Here is an 18,090-nt window from a genome sequence, read left to right as displayed (position 1 = left end):
AACATAATAACTATTTAGAAAAAGGGCGCGACTTCAGAAAATTTCCCATAGCCCACCCTTTTGTACTAACTTTATTTTGATTTGATATAATTTTTCCCGATTGCTTTAGGTCCAGATGCTTTTCCTAAGAAAACAACTAAAACAACAATGGTTAACACATACGGTGCTGCTTGTAGATAAACAGCTGGTATTGATGAAATAACTGGTAGATTTGAGCCCGCAATACTGATATTTTGCGCAAAACCAAAGAACAAGGCTGCGCCCATCGCGCCAAGTGGATTCCATTTACCAAAAATCATCGCTGCCATTGAAATAAATCCTTGTCCGGCAATCGTTGTAACTGCAAAACGTCCAGCAATCGTTTGAGCGAATACAGCTCCTCCGATCCCACCTAAAAAGCCAGAGATCAAAACACCCGCATAGCGCATAACGTACACATTGATTCCAAGTGTATCTGCTGCTTGGGGATTTTCACCCACTGAACGAAGGCGTAATCCAAAGCGCGTTTTAAATAAAACAAACCAAGAAATAATGGCCACGATAATCGCCACGAAAGCTGGCAAGGTGGTTTGTTTGAAGAATAAATCACCTAAAATCGGAATATCCTTCAAAATAGGAAATGAAAAGTAACCAAATGATTCTGTGATTGTATCTGTTTGCCCTTTTCCATAAATTACTTTGATCAAGAATATTCCAAGAGCAGGTGCCATTAAATTGACTACAGTTCCACTGATGATATGATCTGCTCTTAAATTGATTGTCGCAACTGCATGAAGCAGTGAAAATAACATGCCAACCACACCTCCGACTAAACAAGCGAGCCACGGTGTTGCTGCGCCAAACGTTTCAGCAAAGGTTAAGTTAAATACAACGGAACTAAAGGCACCCATGACCATGATTCCTTCAAGTCCTACGTTTACAATACCACTACGTTCGGAAAAAGTCCCACCCAGAGCCGTAAAAACTAAAGGAGTAGAATAAACCAACGTTTGTGTAATAATCGGCGCTAATACAGCGATTAATGCAATATCCATTAGATTTTGCCTCCTTCTTGACTTGTCGGATCTGATTTTCCAACTAATTCTTCCACAATCGCTACTTCTTTTTTATTTCCTGAAGCTTTCGCTAATAAGAAGCGAATCAAATAGCTGATTGCAACAAAGAAAATGATTGCAGCGATCACAACATCCACTAATTCGATGGGAACACCTGCGCGAAGCGGCATTCCTTGACCACCAAGTTTCAGCACACTGAAAAGAATCGCAGATAGGAATATTCCAATTGAACTTCCTGCTCCCAGTAAAGAAATCGCCATTCCATCAAATCCAATACTCAATGAAGATCCTTGAACAAAGAAGTTGCCAAATGTGCCTAGTCCAAGAACGACACCGCCAAGACCAGCTAAAGTTCCTGAAATAACCATTGACATCACGATTGTCCGTTTACTACTCATACCAGCATATTCAGAAGCAAATGGGTTCAACCCAACTGAACGAATTTCATAGCCCAAAGTCGTTTTCTTCATAAGGAACCATATTAAAACTAAGAAAACAAGCGCCATAAAAATCCCAATATTCAAACGTGACCCGCTACTCAATTCTTTTAGGAAACCTGTACGTAAGCTAGCATTTTCTCCAATTACTTTTGTAACCCCTTTATTCGTCATTAAATCTTTTGCCATCACATTATTAACAATGTGGGTACTTGTATAAAGAAAAACATAATTCAACATGATCGTCACGATTACTTCACTTGTCCCAAAGAAAGCGCGTAGCAAACCTGGGATGGCAGCTGCCAAAGCGCCTGCTAAAGCGCCCGCGAGTACCGCCAACGGCAGAACAACCATTCGAGGGGCATCTGGCATAGCAAGTGCTACCCAAATACTTGTTACCCAACCGCACAAGGCTTGCCCTGAAAGACCGATGTTAAAGAATCCTGCTGAATTTGCTACCGCAAATCCTAATGCTGTAAAAATCAAAGGCCCTGCTGTTACAAAAATTTCCCCGATACTTTTTGGACTTTGAAACGCAGTCTGGAGCATCGCTTGGTATCCAGCAATCGGATTTTGACCTGAAATCAACATAATAATTGCACCGAGAATAAATCCCATCAATACTGATAAAATAGGAACTAAAACATTCCGTAATGTTTCTGATCGATTATTCAACTGCCTCACCTGCCTTTTGACTTAATTCGGCTCTAGCTTCTTCTAATGAATAACCAGCCATTAATAACCCTAATTCATTTTCGCTCGTTTCGTTTGGATCAACGATTCCGACGATTTTCCCTGCATGAATAACCGCAATACGATCGGAAACATTTAAAATTTCATCTAATTCAAAACTCACGACTAATACCGCTTTGTCTTTATCTCTTTGCTCAATCAAGCGTTTATGGATGTATTCGATCGCCCCAACATCTAATCCACGAGTGGGTTGCGAAACAATCAATAAATCTGGATTACGATCGATTTCTCGAGCAATGATTGCTTTTTGTTGATTTCCTCCTGATAAGGCTTTGGCAGGAACCAATTCGTTTACTGTGCGTACATCATATTCTTCAATCAATCTACGCGCATATGAATTGATCTGATTATAGTTCAAAACACCTGTATTACTTAATGGTTTTTTATAGTAGGTTTGTAACGCAATATTTTCAGCTAAGGTCATATCTAAAATCAAACCATACTTATGGCGGTCTTCTGGCACATGACCAACGCCTGCTTCTGTAATTGCACGAGGTTGTTTGTTTGTGATCGTCGTTCCTCGTAATTCAACTGATCCACTTTCTGCTTTACGTAGTCCAGTTAGAGCTTGAATCAGTTCTGTTTGTCCATTTCCGTCGATTCCAGCGATACCAACCACTTCACCTGCTCGCACATCTAAACTAAGACTTTTAACAGCTTCTAATCCACGACTTTCTTTAACGACCAACTCTTTGATTGAAAGAACTACTTCTTTAGGATCAGCCACTTTCTTTTCTGTTTTAAAGGAGACAGAACGGCCAACCATCATATCTGCTAATTGTTGTGAAGAGACATCTTTGACATTTACCGTATCAATACTTTGGCCACGACGAATAACTGTACAACGATCTGCTACTTTTTTGATTTCGTCTAATTTGTGGGTAATCAAGATGATTGATTTGCCTTCTTGAACAAGCCCGCGCATGATTTCCATCAACTCATCAATCTCTTGAGGAGTCAAAACGGCTGTTGGCTCGTCAAAAATTAAAACATCTGCACCACGGTATAACGTTTTCAGAATTTCTACACGTTGTTGTGCACCAACCGAGATGTCACGAATATAGGCACTTGGATCCACTGACAGACCATATTGTTCAGAAACTCGCTTGATTTCTGTCGTTGCTTTTTTGCGATCCAACACACCTGCATTCGTCGGTTCACTACCTAAAATGATGTTTTCAGTTACAGTAAAGGCATCTACCAACATGAAATGTTGATGAACCATCCCGATTCCTAAACGATTTGCTGTAGTTGGTCCATTGATCGATACTTTTGAACCATTCATAAATATTTCACCTGATGTTGGTTCTAATAAACCAGATAAAATGTTCATTAAGGTAGATTTCCCAGCGCCGTTTTCCCCTAGCAAAGCATGGATTTCTCCAGGCCGGACAGTTAAGTTGATATTATCATTAGCCTTAAAAGTCCCGAACTGCTTAGTGATATTGCGCATCTCAATTACATAGTTTTCCTGAGCCACATTTTTCACTTCCTAACAATTTAATCACTTGCATCATCTATTAATACAGTACTTCTTAAAAATAAAGTAGCTTTTAGGCACTTAAAGAAAGAAAATGAATGGTTGTATGATTCGTTTTCCTTCTTTAAAAGCTTAATAAAGTCTTAGCGCTGCTATTACCACAGCGCTAAGCGTAGAAATCTATTCTTTTACATCTTTTGGTACTTCTGGAACAGTGATTTTTTCAGCGATGATTTCTTCTTTCGCTGTATCAACAGCTTTTTGTGCTTCGTCTGATAAGTAGCCTTTTGTCAAATCAACACCGCCATCTTTCAAACCGTAAACTAAGTGTTCGCCACCAGGGAATTTATCTTCTAATGCACGATTAGAGATATCTTGTACCGCAGCACCTACACCTTTAAGAGTTGATGTTAAAGTGAAATTGTCTTCTTTACCGTCTTTTGTTTTGTATTTGCCTTCTTTATCTTGGTCGCTATCTACACCGATAACCCAAACTTTTTCTTTTGAACCAGTTTCATTTAAGTCTTTTGCTTCTTGGAAAACACCTTGACCTGTACCGCCGGCAGCGTGATAAATAATATCAGCGCCTTTTTGATACATAGAAGCAGCTAATGCTTTCCCTTTGGCAGGATCACCAAATGAAGCAGCGTATTCAACTTCAACTTTTATGTCTTTTTTCAATTCTTTTGCTGCATCGTTTACACCTTGGTGGAAACCAGCTTCAAAACGGTCGATTACTGCGCCTTCTTCACCACCGATAAATCCTACAGTGTTTGTTTTTGTTGTGTGTGCTGCTGCCACGCCAGCTAAATATGCAGCTTCTTGGTCTTTAAATGTTGCAGATACTACATTATCTTTTCCTTCGATAACACTATCAACGATACCAAATTGTGTATCTGAATTTGCATCAGCTGCAGTACTGATAGAATCAGCTAGCAGATAGCCAATACCAAAGACTGTTTTAAATCCGTTAGAAACAGCTGTATCAATGTTTGTTACGTATTCTGAAGCATCATTTGATTGAATATAATCAAAGCCATTTGCTCCTTTTTTCAAATCATGTTCTTTCCCCCAAGCTTGTAACCCTTCCCAAGCTGATTGGTTGAACGAGCGATCATCTACACCACCGATATCAGTAACGATAACAACGCTGTGATCTGCGTCCCCACCTGCTGATTTTCCATCTGTTGAATCTTTTTTACCCCCGCCACATGCCGCTAACGCAAGTGTTAATGCCAGTGCAGTCAAGCCAAAACCAAATAATTTTGCTTTTTTCATCTCTGTAAAGCCCCCTAAAATAGTTTTATATTTTCAACAGCCAGATGACTGAATGAAACAAGATAATAATGAAACAACTCTCTCTTCGTTCGTCTTGTACTTTTCAACATCAAATCACTTTGTTCTTTGTGTTTCCAAGCAATGAAACAACTCTCTCTTCGTTCGTCTTGTATTTTTCAACTTCAAAATAACGAATGGAAGCAACGTTCCTTTCAGTCACCTTGTACCAATCAACATCAACTCAAAATTTCGTTGTGTTTCTTGGCATGTTTCTAAGCAAAGTGGAATGAACCGCTCAGACCTCGAACAACCAAAGTAGGTGCCTTTTTACATCAACTCTTTTCATTCGTTGTGTAGCAAAGCAATTTGTCTATTTGTTGAGAGGTTTGGTTCATGTAGCTAGATCTTATAAGTCTTTTTCCGTAAATGCATAAGGCAGTAGCTCGCCCACGGTCATTTCCTTAGACACGCCATGTTCACCAACTAATGTGACCGGCATTTCAGGCGTACAAAATTCAGCCATCACTTGACGGCATGCACCGCACGGAGAAATCGGTTCAGGTGTATTTCCTGCAATCACTAAATGTTGAAACTCTCGTTCCCCTTCTGAAACAGCCTTGAAGATCGCTGTCCGCTCAGCACAATTCGTCAATCCATATGAAGCATTTTCGATATTGACTCCTTGGTACGTTTTTCCTTCTTTGGTAACAAGGCACGCACCCACTGGAAAGTGTGAGTAAGGCACGTATGCTTTTGTTAACGCATCATCCGCAATAGCTAACCATTCTTGTTTTGCTGTCATTTGTCCGCCACTTTCTTCTTTAAATTAATAGCCTGTTCCTGTAGCGCCTTCCATGATTGCAACACCAGCACTTGTTCCGATACGTGTAGCCCCAGCTTCGATCATAGCGCGTGCTTCAGCTTCATTATGGATACCACCTGAAGCTTTCACACCCATATCAGGTCCGACGGTCTCACGCATCAATTTAACATCTGCGATAGTTGCTCCACCTGTTGAAAAACCAGTTGATGTTTTAACAAAATCGGCACCTGCTTCTTTGGCAAGCGTACACACTTTGATCTTTTCTTCATCTGTGAGTAATGCCGTCTCGATGATGACTTTAACTAAAGCTTTACCTTTAGCCGCATCAACAACTGCTTGAATATCTTTTGATACTTTTTTGTATTGCTTCGATTTCAATGCCCCGACATTGATGACCATATCCACTTCTGTTGCACCATTGTTGATCGCATCTGTTGCTTCATACGCTTTGACTTCTGATGTATTGGCACCTAAAGGAAACCCAATTACCGTACACACATCAACAGAAGTTCCTGCTAAGCGTTCTTTGGCCAAAGCAACCCAGCACGGATTAATACAAACCGAGAAGAATTCGTGTTTTTTCGCTTCTTCAATAATTCGTAAAACATCCTCTTCATTTGCATCTGCTTTTAAAATAGTGTGGTCAATCATTTGATTTAATTCCATTATTTTTTACACTTCCTTTATGCTGTTATTATATCATGGATCAGCTCAGGTTCAGTGCCAGAACTGCCGATTTCGATATTTTTATATAAAAGTTCTTTTACGTTCTCGATTGATTCTGAATTGGAATAAATAGTTAGCAGTGACTCGCCGGTCTTAACAGGCATACCAACTTTTTTATGAAGTTTAATCCCCACTGCGTGGTCGACCGAATCTTCTTTCGTTGCACGTCCTGCACCTAAAAGCATCGCGGCGATACCAATTTCATTGGCAACGATTTTTTGTACGACTCCTGCTGTTTTTGCTGGTAATTCTATTTGATATTTAGCCGTTAATAACCGCTCTGGAGCCTCGATGATACTCTCTTCTCCACCTTGATTACGGATCATTTCGCGGAATTTATCCAGCGCTTTGCCAGATTCCAACGCTTCTTTTAGCATTGCTCGTGCTTCATCTAATGTATCTGCTTTTTTAGCTAAAACAACCATTTGACTTCCTAATATATAGCACATTTCCATTAAATCTTCTGGTCCTTTACCGCGAAGCGTCTCAATCGCTTCAACAACTTCTAAACTATTGCCGATTGCTTCGCCTAGTGGTTGAGACATATCTGAGATGACTGCCATTGTTTGACGGTTGGCTAAGTGCCCGATCCGAACCATTGTTTCAGCTAAGCGACGTGCTTCATCAATATTTTTCATGAACGCACCTTCACCTGTTGTTACATCCAGCACGATTGCATCGGCACCCGCTGCAATTTTTTTACTCATAATCGAACTTGCAATCAACGGTATCGAATTAACGGTGGCTGTAACGTCCCGCAACGCATATAATTTTTTATCGGCTGGTGCTAAATCGCCAGACTGACCAATGACTGCTACATGGCTTTCATTTACCAAACGAATAAAATCTTCATCTGGTATTTCCACATGAAATCCAGGAATTGCTTCTAATTTATCCAACGTACCACCGGTATACCCAAGTCCTCTACCAGACATTTTTGCTACACTAACACCCACACTTGCAACAAGAGGTGCTAAAATCAAGGTCGTTGTATCACCGACACCACCAGTAGAATGTTTATCTACTTTGATTCCTTGAATCGATGAAAGATCGATCATCTCGCCTGAATTAGCCATTGCCAATGTCAGGGTGGTAATCTCTTCGTCCGTCATATCTTTATAGAAGACAGTCATTAAAAATGCGCTCATCTGATAATCTGGAATATCCCCTTTGGTATAGCCAGACACAATGAATTGAATCTCTTCATCTGTTAAGGCCTGTCCATCACGTTTTTTCTCGATCAAATCTACCATTCTCATGCTTTTTTCCTCCGAATCAATCCCCAAGGATGTATTATACACTAAAATCATTCAGGTTAAAACCTTTTAGTAAAACAGTTTACTAACGCTTACATAAAATGTAACCGCTTATAAAACGAACATTAAATCAAATCACTCTGATTGTCAATCGATTTCGTACTATTTCTTAAAATAAATGTTGTATCGAAAATTTTATTCGGAATTTTTTTCTCAGGATCGTTGATTGACTCGACCAAAAATTGTGCTGCATAAAAGCCGATATCAAAACTGGGTTGATAAACAGTTGTTAGTCCTGGTACCAAATATTCTGAAATCTCCAATCCATCAAATCCAATAACAGAAATATCATCAGGAATTTTCTTGCCGGACTCTTCAATTGCCTGATACGCTCCCATTGCCATTTCATCATTTCCACAAAAAATAGCTGTAATCGCAGAATTTTTTAATACACCTTTCGCTGCCGTATAACCACCACCCAAATTCAAATCTCCGCTACTCATATATTCTTCCCTTACTGGGATTCCATGATCTTTTAAAGCATGCTGATATGCAGTCACTCTTTCCGTCAATTGATAGTAACCATCATTTTCTTTTAGCATAGCAATATGTTTATGACCTTGTTGGATCAGCGACAAAACCGCTTGATATGCCCCTTCATATTCTTTCACGATCAAGCGACCACTTTCTCTTAGATTGATGCCTCGATCGACAAGAATCACAGGAACTTTTCGTTTACTTTTATTACGTAAAATATGAGTAGCAGGTAAAATGTGAGGGGTTGCAAAAATAATCCCATCCACAGAGCGATGAACAAGTTCTGTAACGTACTGTGTTGCTTTCTCCTCATCGTGTTTCGAATTACATAATAAAATCATATAACCTAATGAATTTAGGTACGTTTCAACTCCCTCAATTACTTTTGCAAAGAAAAAATCGGTCACATCAGGTACAACCATGCCAATTGTTTTTGAGTGACGCGTAATGAGGTTTGAGGCAAAATAATCTGGCTTGTAATCATATTTTTCTACTACAGCTAATACTTTATTTCTCGTTTTTTCACTGAAGCGGCTGCCTTTGTTATTGATGATTTGGGATACTGTTGTGACAGAGACACCCGCCATATCTGCAATTTCTTTAATAGTCAACTTCATTTTTATTCTCCCTTTATTGTCAAGATCTACCAACCATGTCAACGTTTTCAAAATACGTATCGAATGATTCTAGTTTATCAGAATTTATTAGAATAAAATAGTTTAAGCAAAAAGTTTAGCACAAAAACAGCCTAATTTTATTTCCAACGGTTTAGTTAGCCTCAATTTGACAGAGCTCGCGTGGCATGTTAAAGTCTTCAAAATACTTATCGACGAGACGAATAGTACTAAAAGAAAAGAGAGGATGATATGGTGAAACGAGAGCACGTCAAAAAACTACCAAAAATAGAGCTGCATTGTCATTTAGACGGTTCTATACGCCCCGAAACTTTACGGAAAATAGCAGAACCGCAAGGCATTTCCTTACCCGTTGATGATGATCAATTAAAAAAACAATTAGTTGCTCCTGCCGATTGTCAAAACTTAAATGATTACTTAGAACGTTTTGATTTAGTGTTGTCCTGTCTACAAACTGAAGCAGCTTTAACAACCGCCGCACTCGATGTTATTCATCAGGCAGCGGAAGAACATATCCAGTACATCGAAATCCGTTTTGCGCCCTCCCTTCATACTGAAAAAGGACTTTCTCTACCTAAAGTAATCAAGGCTGTATTATCAGGTCTCCAACAAGGACAACAACGTTTCGGTGTAAAAAGCAATGCCCTGCTATGCGGTATGCGACACGAAGACTCTGCAGCTATTGAGAAAATTGTTCAATTAGCTGAATCATTCAAAAAAGAGGGGATTGTAGGCTTTGATCTAGCTGGAAATGAACTGGATTTTCCACCTTATACGTTTGAAGAGACGCTAGAGTTAGTCAATCAATTGACGATTCCTTTAACACTTCATGCAGGTGAATGTGGATGTGGAAAAAATGTTGCTGACGCAGTTTATTTAGGCGCTAAACGAATTGGGCACGGTATCGCTGTAAAAGACACACCTGAATATTTTTCTTTATTGCGAGACAAAAATATTTTGATAGAAATGTGTCCTACCAGTAACTTTCAAACAAAGACCGTTACTAAATTAGCAGATTATCCTTTCCAAACATTTATTGATGCTGGCATCAACGTCTGTATCAATACCGACAATCGTACCGTTTCTGATACAACGTTAACAGATGAATATATGAAACTTCATGAATGGTACGGCATTACTTATGCAGATATGGAGCAATTGAATCATAATGCAGTAAATGGCGCATTTATTCCGGAACATGAAAAACAAGTTCTTCATGAACAATTAAAAAATGAGTATTGATTTACTATAAAACCGAAACGATACATTATTTGTCTTCACAGTTAAATAGCCAGTAACAACTCTTCCGTGTCATACAATAAACCGATCAACTCGAACAGAGTGAAGAATCTGCAACTTTATCAAAACACAAAAATCGCTGGCAACAAGACTCTATATATTTCAGGACAAACACCTCAAACTATCTATAGAATCGCAGCTTTTTCACGATAAAAAATAGACACTCGTAAGCAGCAGAACGTTTACGAGTGTCTATTTAACTATGCTTCTTTCACGCTTCTTAAAATATAGTATCCTTTATCTTTTGTGACAATCTCAACATTCCCAAAAACTTCTGACATTTTCTTCTCAGCGCTTGGTGCACCTTGTTTCTTTTGGATCACGACAGTCAACGTCCCACCGACTAACAGTCTCGGATGCGCTTCACTTAAAATTTCATGAACGACTTTTTTCCCAGCTCGGATCGGTGGATTGCTGATGATTGCAGCGTATTGCTGTTCATGGGTATCAGCGTAGATATTTGAGGTATGGATATCAACATTTTCCACATGATTTTTCTTCGCATTTTCTTGCGCTAAAGCGACTGCTCGCTGATTAACATCGATCATTTCTACCGTTCTTCCACTGAACGAAGCCAACGTTAAACCGATTGGACCGTAACCGCAACCGACATCCAGCAATTTGCCTTCGGGAAGATTTTCCCACTCAAACGCATCAATTAACACACGAGAACCAAAGTCCACTGTATTACGGGAAAACACTCCGCTATCGGTTAAAAACTGGAATTTCTTTCCTTTTAATTCAAACGACCACTGCTCTAAATTATGAGCTAAATCTGGATTTTCTGTATAATAATGATTATTCATTTTCTTCTTCCTAACTATTTTCTTTTGTCACCAGTCTACCTTTTATTTCACGAACAATCAAGGCAGCTAATAGGTCATAACCGGTTTTAGAAAAATGAAGTCCGTCTGCTTGTAAAAATTCATCTGTGCCGGGGTAAACCACCATTGCTTTGTATAAATCAATAACAGGAATTTCATATTTAGCGCCGATTACTTTCACTCGTTCGACATATTCACGAATCCGATCATCAGCACGTGTTGGTTTTCTAGCGCAATCTACATAAGACGGTGTGAGTAAAATCACTTTTTCTTTGCCGATTTTATTAATCATTGTTTCGATGTTTTCTGCGTATTTTTCTAAAGGTACTAGATTGTCGCTATTCGTATCATTCGCGCCGAAAAAGATGGTTACGATATCTGCTTGTTCAGCTACAACTTCTTTGTCCAAACGGTTCATTGCAGCTTGCGTGGTATCTCCTGGCATGCCAGCATTTACGATCATCACCTCTTCATAATTTTGGGCTGCTAGATCTTCAGTGATCAGATTTTGCAAAATCGGCGTGATGGCTTCTTCGCCATATCCAGCTGTGATACTATCTCCAAATAAAACGATTTTTTTCATCAAGCATTTTCCTTTCTCGACTTGTTTTCTTTATTTATCATACCATTGAAAAGGCCGTTTTGCTGAGGCAAAGAATTATTTTAGGAATTGGTGTTAGGTCTAGCTAAATTATGTTAAAATAGGAGCAGAAATAAATGTTGGCTTTGGTGGAGGAACCGATGAACGATAAAATGAATTATTACCCCATTTCACGGAAGGAATGGCAGGGCTTCTATCATAACGGCAAAGCGCCGCTGACAGAAGAAGAATTAGAAGATATTAAAGGCTTCAATGATCAAATTTCATTGCAGGATGTGCAGGACATTTACGTGCCACTGACCCATCTGATTCATTTATATATGAAAGAATTTGAGTCTTTAACTGTTAGCAAAGGGCTGTTTTTACATGAATATGTGCCTGTTCCGCCTTTTATCATCGGGATCGCTGGTAGTGTTGCTGTTGGGAAAAGTACCACCGCCCGTTTACTGCAGCTGATTTTATCCAGAACCTTTAAACGCCGCAATGTCCAACTGATTACAACGGATGGCTTTTTGTATCCGAATAAAGTATTGGAAGAAAAGGGCATTATGGATCGGAAAGGATTTCCAGAGAGCTATGACATGGAAAAGTTGATCGACTTTTTAAACCAAGTCAAAAATAGCCAAGAAGAAATCAAAGCACCGCTTTATTCTCATAGTGTCTATGATATTATTGAAGGCGAATATGAAGTGATCCAACAACCAGATATTCTGATCGTTGAAGGAATCAACACACTGCAATTGCCTGCCAATCAGCAGATTTACGTCAGCGACTTCTTTGACTTTTCAGTCTTTGTAGATGCAGAACCGAAGCTGATCGAAAAATGGTACCTTGAACGTTTTGGTGCTTTACTTGATACGGCTTTTCTTGATCCAGATAATTACTATTATCAATATGCGATTGGAAACCGTGAAGATGCCTTTGCGATGGCTAAAGAAGTATGGAAAACGGTGAATTTGAAAAACTTAGAGGAATATATCTTGCCAACTCGAGGCAGAGCGGATATTATACTTCATAAGACTGAAAATCATATTATTGATGAGATATTTATGCGTAAATATTAAAATCAATTTCGCTAAGCTTCAAACACCTGCTACTATTCCCACTCAACAGTAGCAACACTTAATTTGATTCTAAAAAGGTCAAAAAATTCTTTTTGACCTTTTATTAGATAAATCTAAATGGATAGGGGTAATAAATGTGACCAATGTTGCCGATTTGACAACTGTCGAAAAAATTATTGTTTTAGACTTTGGTAGTCAATATAACCAATTGATTACTCGACGTATTCGTGAATTTGGCGTGTTCTCAGAGTTATTGAGCCACCGAATCACAGCGGATGAAATTCGCGAAATGGCACCAAAAGGAATTATTTTCTCTGGTGGCCCAAATAGTGTTTATGATGAAAATGCGTTTAGTATCGATCCTGAAATTTATGAATTAGGCATTCCAATACTAGGGATTTGTTACGGTATGCAACTAATGATGCATAATTTAGGTGGAAAAGTTGAACCTGCAGGTAACCGTGAATATGGTAAATCAGAGCTATCACTTTTGATTCCTGATTCACCTATTTTTAAAGGCACACCTGAAAAACAAGTCGCTTGGATGAGTCATGGTGACCTAGTCGCTGCCATCCCTGATAGCTTTGAAACAGTGGCAACTAGCGCAGATTGTCCGTTTGCAGCAGTTGAAGATACAGCTCGCAACCTTTACGGTGTGCAATTCCATCCAGAAGTTCGTCATTCTGAATATGGGAATGACTTATTACGTCACTTTACGTTTGATATTTGTCATTGCGAAGGCGACTGGACAATGGGCAACTTCATCGAAATGGAAATCAACAAAATCCGTGAACAAGTCGGCGATAAAAAAGTCCTTCTTGGCCTTTCAGGCGGCGTGGATTCAAGCGTTGTTGGTGTACTTTTACAAAAAGCTATCGGCGACCAATTGACATGTATCTTTGTAGATCATGGTTTATTGCGTAAAGGTGAAGCAGAACAAGTAATGGATAGTTTAGGCGGAAAATTCGGTTTAAACATTATTAAAGTAGATGCGAAAAAACGCTTCTTAGATAAATTAGCTGGTGTTTCTGATCCAGAGAAAAAACGTAAAATCATTGGAAATGAATTCGTTTATCTTTTCGATGATGAAGCAACAAAACTTGATGGAATCGACTTCCTAGCACAAGGAACTCTTTATACAGATATCGTAGAAAGCGGAACTGAGACAGCGCAAACAATCAAATCTCACCATAACGTGGGCGGATTGCCGGAAGATATGCAATTTGAATTGATTGAACCGTTGAATACGTTGTTTAAAGATGAAGTTCGTGCCTTAGGAATCGAATTAGGCATGCCTGAAGCGCTAGTTTGGCGCCAACCATTCCCTGGTCCTGGTTTAGGGATTCGTGTGCTTGGTGAAATTACTGAAGAAAAATTAGAAATCGTGCGCGATTCTGATGCGATTTTACGTGAAGAGATCGCTAATGCTGGTTTAGATCGTGATATTTGGCAGTACTTTACTGTGTTACCTGGCATCCGTAGTGTGGGTGTGATGGGTGATGGTCGTACGTATGATTATACTGTGGGAATTCGTGCTGTGACTTCGATCGATGGGATGACGGCGGACTTTGCGAGAATTCCTTGGGATGTGTTGCAGAAGATTTCTGTGAGGATCGTGAATGAAGTAGATCATGTGAATCGGATTGTTTATGATATTACGAGTAAGCCACCTGCTACTGTTGAGTGGGAATAAAATAAATAACCGAAGAATTCTGATTAATACAGAATTTTTCGGTTTTTTTATTCATAATAATATAGATTAAACAAATAATTTACTTTTCATTCTACCAAAATGCTGTCATACAAGTATTAGTCATATTACTTCCATGAGCTGTAAAGTTAATATATCTTGCACCGATGGTCCAACCATCTGCAATTATTAGGAAGTTTGAATTAACTGTGGTCTTCTTACCGATATGATACCCTTGTACGACAACTGAATGACCTGACCCTTTTACGACACTATAACCAAAAATAAAATTTTTATTATTTCGCAAATAAGATTTCATTTGAGAAAAGACAGGTTTCTGAATTTGAGCAGAATTTACAGTTTTACCTTTTGATCTAGCTAAACTATTCATTGCCGGAATAAGTTTATTATCATATGTCGATCCATAGGAAATCGTTTTACCGTATTTAGTTGCAGTCTTATAAGTTGTTGTCCCTGAATCTTTCCAAAGTTTGTTGTAAGTTGCATTAATCGTTTTAGGATCGTACGTTGCTCCTCTTGCAAGACCAAGCTTTTCAGCAATAATACTCATTGCTGTGACTGAACATGCAAACTTACCTGAGTGGGCTTCAGCATCACCTTGTAACATAGGGATAAATGCTCCAACTCCAAATGATTCAACATAAGAATATCCCGAATTAGAAGGGTAGCTTGTCATAGCATCCTGTGAATGTCCATAAGAAGCTTGATTACTATAGCTAGCATCTTGATTTTCCAACTCTTCAATAAAATTCTCTGGATCTTCTATACCCGTAGCTGTACTAGCAACAACATTTTCAATATTTACACTGTACACGGTAGCTTCATTTGAAATGATAACTTTCTCTTCAACTGAAACATTATTCGTATTGACATCCGTTTCCTCATCTATTACTTCAACCAGATTATTAAATAAACTAGTAGCATTTTCGTTTAAATTAAATTCCGATATATAATCTTCTTTCAATCGATTATCTACTATTACATATCCATGGTCTTTATTATCTATCTGCATCCGACAATCATACCCAATAAAATTTTTGTCTCCATCATAAATAGGAATCATCTCTGAAATCTTAAAATTTTTCCCTACATCCGTACTATTAGAAAATTCGAGTGCAATTTTTGCATAGGCTTCTTTATTTTCAAAATTAAGTAATGGAGAATTTTTAACATCTTGCTCTGAAATTACTTCATCAGAATATTTCTCAGTTGTATCTTCATTTAAAAACTCTTGAAATTCACTTGCTTCCGCGTATCCAGTTCCCATGAGCGAACAAATACCCATTAACCCAGCTACCAACAACGTTAATCTCTTATTTTTCATTTTCATCTTTAACACTCCCTCTGATTATATTTGAAATTCTACTAATTTCTATTTGCTTTTTATTACTGATTCTATCCATCGGATAAAAAATCGTAACATGTTCTCCTATTCTAAGACTGTCAATATAAAAACGAATCTCCGAATCATTTAGCACTGCATTTGATTCATCAAAAACTTCATCAGAAAATTTAACTATGACAGATGTACCTTTCTTTAAATTTTCTACGTCTTCCAACAGCTTAATGAAAAACTCATTATTTCCTTTTTCTTGAACTACTCCTTGAATTTGTAATGGAGGTAATTCATTTCGTACAACTTCTTTTTGTCGGCTTGCATTCCAAATAAAATAGACAATAGTAATTATGATAACAGTAACTGATACTATGCAAAATTTTTTTATGTTCATCTACCCTCCCTCCTTGAAGTTAGTTCTAAATTTAATCTTACGCCAACAATCACTTATCCATTTTGTGCAACATAACTTACATATTATGAATTCAGAATATTCTAAAAAATAAATCGTGTCAAGTCTTTTTTTATGTATGATTGGTGAAATTACCGAAGATAAATTAGAAATCGTGCGTAAATCTGATGCGATTTTACGTGAAGAGATTGCCAATGCTGGTTTAGATCGTGATATTTGACAGTACTTTACTGTGTTACCTGGCATCCGTAGTGTGGTGTGATGGGCAATGGCCGTACGTATGATTATACTGTGGGGATTCGTGCAGTGACTTCGATTGATGGGATGACAGCTGATTTTGCGTGAATTCCTTGGGATGTGTTGCAGAAGATTCTGTGAGGATTGTGAATGAAGTGGATCATGTGAATCGGATTGTTTATGATATTACGAGTAAGCCACCTGCTACTGTTGAGTGGGAATGATGTATATACACCACTTGATGTGTAAACGTTGATTTAACAGGATTTGACAGGTTATGAAATGGATTGAAATGTAATGAATTGATATGGTTTTCCGCCAAAATCCCGCCAAGGATTTTGGCGGACTTTTTGTTATGAGAATCTACCATAAAAATTTTGGCAATAAAAAAAGTTTATCTTCAATAGATAAACTCTTACAATGGAAACTTTCTCAGGAGTGTATTACCTGTATTACTTAACCATTTTTAATAATTTCAGAAATCTCGTCATCAGTTAAAGATTTATTTTTATTTATCAAGCCAGTATTGGTAAAATTACCAAAATATTGACTATACAATTTAGGATTTTGGATTGTCATTTCTAGTGCATATAATTTCCACTTACCAGATACATTCCCATAAGGTTTGTCTATTTCTGCTTCTTGTAAATTTTTCGCAGTGGGTTCAACATAGCTCATTTTCCCACTCTCATCATATTTTGTTCTAGCTAATGAAGTTTGCTTCTCAACATGATAAGATTTTCTCCATGTCCAAACTGTTTTGCGAACATAATCGTTAACAGAAAAACCATATTGACTGGAAGCTGTTTGCTTTGGTGTAAATATTAACGGTTTCCCATCTGAACCTTTAACCCATTCTCCACTGATTTCTTTCCAAGATGATGTCTCACAATCCCAGTATTCACCATAACTGATTATTTCACTCTCAATTGGGATATTCAACCTCTTAGCTTCTTTTAATGTATATGAAACAAGTTCTTTCTTTAGAATACTAACAATTAAATCTGACATACGATCTGGTCCAAAATCATGTGCAAAGATCAAAATTGATATTGGCTGTATCATAATATCTTGTGCCAGAGCACCCGTTTTTTGTATCGTATCAAAAAGCTTAGCTAAAGCCTGCTTAGAGGCCCCATTCCCTCTAGAGTAACCTTTGGAGTAACCCAAATGATTGGCACTACTTTCTTTAGAATTTTCAAACAATTCTTCTAAAGCTTGTCTTCTATGTCCAGCAATGTACAGCTCAAATATTTTTTTAAAGAAAGAATCAACCTTCTTCGGTCCGATTAATGAAATATCAACATCTGTTGACTCACATAGTAAAGCAGGATTAATAAATAACTTACTGTCCCCGTCCATGTTAACATCAACAAAATCAATATCACTCTGTTTCTTGTTCAGTTCAAAATAATCTGTTACTAAATTCATAATTTAACTCCCTTTTAATTGATGTAAGAAAAAAGGAAATTAGATATAGCTGTACAGCAGAATTGCTTAAAAAAATCTTTACAATAATCCCAATTGTTGCTATACTTTGTTTGACAAACATTGATTTGGAGATGCTCCTGAGAAAGTATCGACTATATCTAATTATCCGTTAAGCAGTAGATTGACAGTCTGCTG

Annotated in this window: 16 protein-coding genes and 1 pseudogene; 4 read left to right on the top strand and 13 right to left on the bottom strand. The window is 38.0% G+C overall.

The genetic code is table 11. The features are described from left to right. Positions 1 to 71: 71 nt before the first annotated feature. The 8 genes from IGJ34_RS01640 to IGJ34_RS01605 form a co-directional block, all read right to left on the bottom strand. The gene (locus tag IGJ34_RS01640) at positions 72 to 1,034 is read right to left on the bottom strand and encodes an ABC transporter permease (protein WP_206848408.1); all 963 of its coding nucleotides are present in this window, start codon (positions 1,032 to 1,034) and stop codon (positions 72 to 74) included. Continuing rightward, positions 1,034 to 2,167, bottom strand: a complete 1,134-nt coding sequence (locus IGJ34_RS01635) for an ABC transporter permease (protein ID WP_181429529.1) — start codon at positions 2,165 to 2,167, stop codon at positions 1,034 to 1,036. The genes IGJ34_RS01640 and IGJ34_RS01635 overlap by 1 nt, the downstream gene beginning before the upstream one ends. After that, positions 2,160 to 3,725: an ABC transporter ATP-binding protein gene (locus tag IGJ34_RS01630; protein ID WP_069654076.1), complete on the bottom strand. Its 1,566-nt coding sequence runs from the start codon at positions 3,723 to 3,725 to the stop codon at positions 2,160 to 2,162. The genes IGJ34_RS01635 and IGJ34_RS01630 overlap by 8 nt, the downstream gene beginning before the upstream one ends. 180 nt (positions 3,726 to 3,905) lie before the next feature. Next, positions 3,906 to 5,003 (bottom strand): BMP family lipoprotein, encoded by a 1,098-nt coding sequence (locus IGJ34_RS01625; protein WP_069654077.1) that lies wholly within the window; start codon positions 5,001 to 5,003, stop codon positions 3,906 to 3,908. Between the two features lie 406 nt (positions 5,004 to 5,409). Next, a complete protein-coding gene (locus tag IGJ34_RS01620; protein WP_069654078.1) occupies positions 5,410 to 5,805 on the bottom strand; it encodes a cytidine deaminase in 396 nt (131 codons plus the stop codon). A gap of 24 nt (positions 5,806 to 5,829) precedes the next feature. After that, a complete protein-coding gene (gene deoC, locus IGJ34_RS01615; protein ID WP_069654079.1) occupies positions 5,830 to 6,492 on the bottom strand; it encodes a deoxyribose-phosphate aldolase in 663 nt (220 codons plus the stop codon). Between the two features lie 17 nt (positions 6,493 to 6,509). Beyond that, on the bottom strand, positions 6,510 to 7,811 hold the full coding sequence (locus tag IGJ34_RS01610) for a pyrimidine-nucleoside phosphorylase (protein WP_430597978.1): 1,302 nt from the start codon (positions 7,809 to 7,811) through the stop codon (positions 6,510 to 6,512). Positions 7,812 to 7,933: 122 nt separating this feature from the next. Then, complete coding sequence (locus tag IGJ34_RS01605; RefSeq protein WP_111248403.1) at positions 7,934 to 8,962, bottom strand: LacI family DNA-binding transcriptional regulator; 1,029 nt, start codon at positions 8,960 to 8,962, stop codon at positions 7,934 to 7,936. A 249-nt stretch (positions 8,963 to 9,211) separates the two neighbouring features. On the opposite strand from IGJ34_RS01605, the gene add reads away from it, so the two are divergent. Next, complete coding sequence (gene add, locus IGJ34_RS01600; protein WP_069654082.1) at positions 9,212 to 10,222, top strand: adenosine deaminase; 1,011 nt, start codon at positions 9,212 to 9,214, stop codon at positions 10,220 to 10,222. A gap of 257 nt (positions 10,223 to 10,479) precedes the next feature. Here the strand turns inward: add and IGJ34_RS01595 are convergent, their stop codons facing one another. Then, positions 10,480 to 11,085 (bottom strand): class I SAM-dependent methyltransferase, encoded by a 606-nt coding sequence (locus IGJ34_RS01595; RefSeq protein ID WP_069654083.1) that lies wholly within the window; start codon positions 11,083 to 11,085, stop codon positions 10,480 to 10,482. Positions 11,086 to 11,095: 10 nt separating this feature from the next. Then, the gene (locus IGJ34_RS01590) at positions 11,096 to 11,686 is read right to left on the bottom strand and encodes a GDSL-type esterase/lipase family protein (protein ID WP_069654084.1); all 591 of its coding nucleotides are present in this window, start codon (positions 11,684 to 11,686) and stop codon (positions 11,096 to 11,098) included. Between the two features lie 158 nt (positions 11,687 to 11,844). Between IGJ34_RS01590 and coaA the strand changes: the two genes are divergently transcribed. Beyond that, on the top strand, positions 11,845 to 12,768 hold the full coding sequence (gene coaA / locus IGJ34_RS01585; RefSeq protein ID WP_430598512.1) for a type I pantothenate kinase: 924 nt from the start codon (positions 11,845 to 11,847) through the stop codon (positions 12,766 to 12,768). Positions 12,769 to 12,904: 136 nt separating this feature from the next. After that, on the top strand, positions 12,905 to 14,461 hold the full coding sequence (gene guaA / locus IGJ34_RS01580; RefSeq protein ID WP_430597977.1) for a glutamine-hydrolyzing GMP synthase: 1,557 nt from the start codon (positions 12,905 to 12,907) through the stop codon (positions 14,459 to 14,461). A 91-nt stretch (positions 14,462 to 14,552) separates the two neighbouring features. On the opposite strand, the gene IGJ34_RS01575 is transcribed toward guaA, so the two are convergent. Together IGJ34_RS01575 and IGJ34_RS01570 are read right to left on the bottom strand one after the other, a co-directional pair. Continuing rightward, entirely contained in the window at positions 14,553 to 15,809 is a 1,257-nt protein-coding gene (locus tag IGJ34_RS01575) for a hypothetical protein (RefSeq protein ID WP_430597976.1), read from the bottom strand. Continuing rightward, positions 15,793 to 16,209 carry a hypothetical protein gene (locus IGJ34_RS01570; protein ID WP_206835371.1) on the bottom strand — a complete coding sequence of 139 codons (417 nt, stop codon included), beginning with the start codon at positions 16,207 to 16,209 and terminating at the stop codon, positions 15,793 to 15,795. Before IGJ34_RS01570 ends, IGJ34_RS01575 begins: the two co-directional genes overlap by 17 nt. 136 nt (positions 16,210 to 16,345) lie before the next feature. On the opposite strand from IGJ34_RS01570, the pseudogene IGJ34_RS01565 reads away from it, so the two are divergent. Then, positions 16,346 to 16,688: pseudogene (locus IGJ34_RS01565) on the top strand (glutamine-hydrolyzing GMP synthase); the annotation flags it as partial. Between the two features lie 232 nt (positions 16,689 to 16,920). On the opposite strand, the gene IGJ34_RS01560 reads toward IGJ34_RS01565, so the two are convergent. Beyond that, complete coding sequence (locus IGJ34_RS01560) at positions 16,921 to 17,895, bottom strand: hypothetical protein (protein WP_430597975.1); 975 nt, start codon at positions 17,893 to 17,895, stop codon at positions 16,921 to 16,923. Positions 17,896 to 18,090 lie beyond the last annotated feature (195 nt).

The organism is Enterococcus sp. AZ177, from assembly GCF_050544585.1.
In the GTDB taxonomy this organism is placed as follows: domain Bacteria; phylum Bacillota; class Bacilli; order Lactobacillales; family Enterococcaceae; genus Enterococcus_L; species Enterococcus_L plantarum.
Note: the sequence above shows the minus strand (reverse complement) of the source record. Positions and strands in the feature narration are given on the sequence as shown.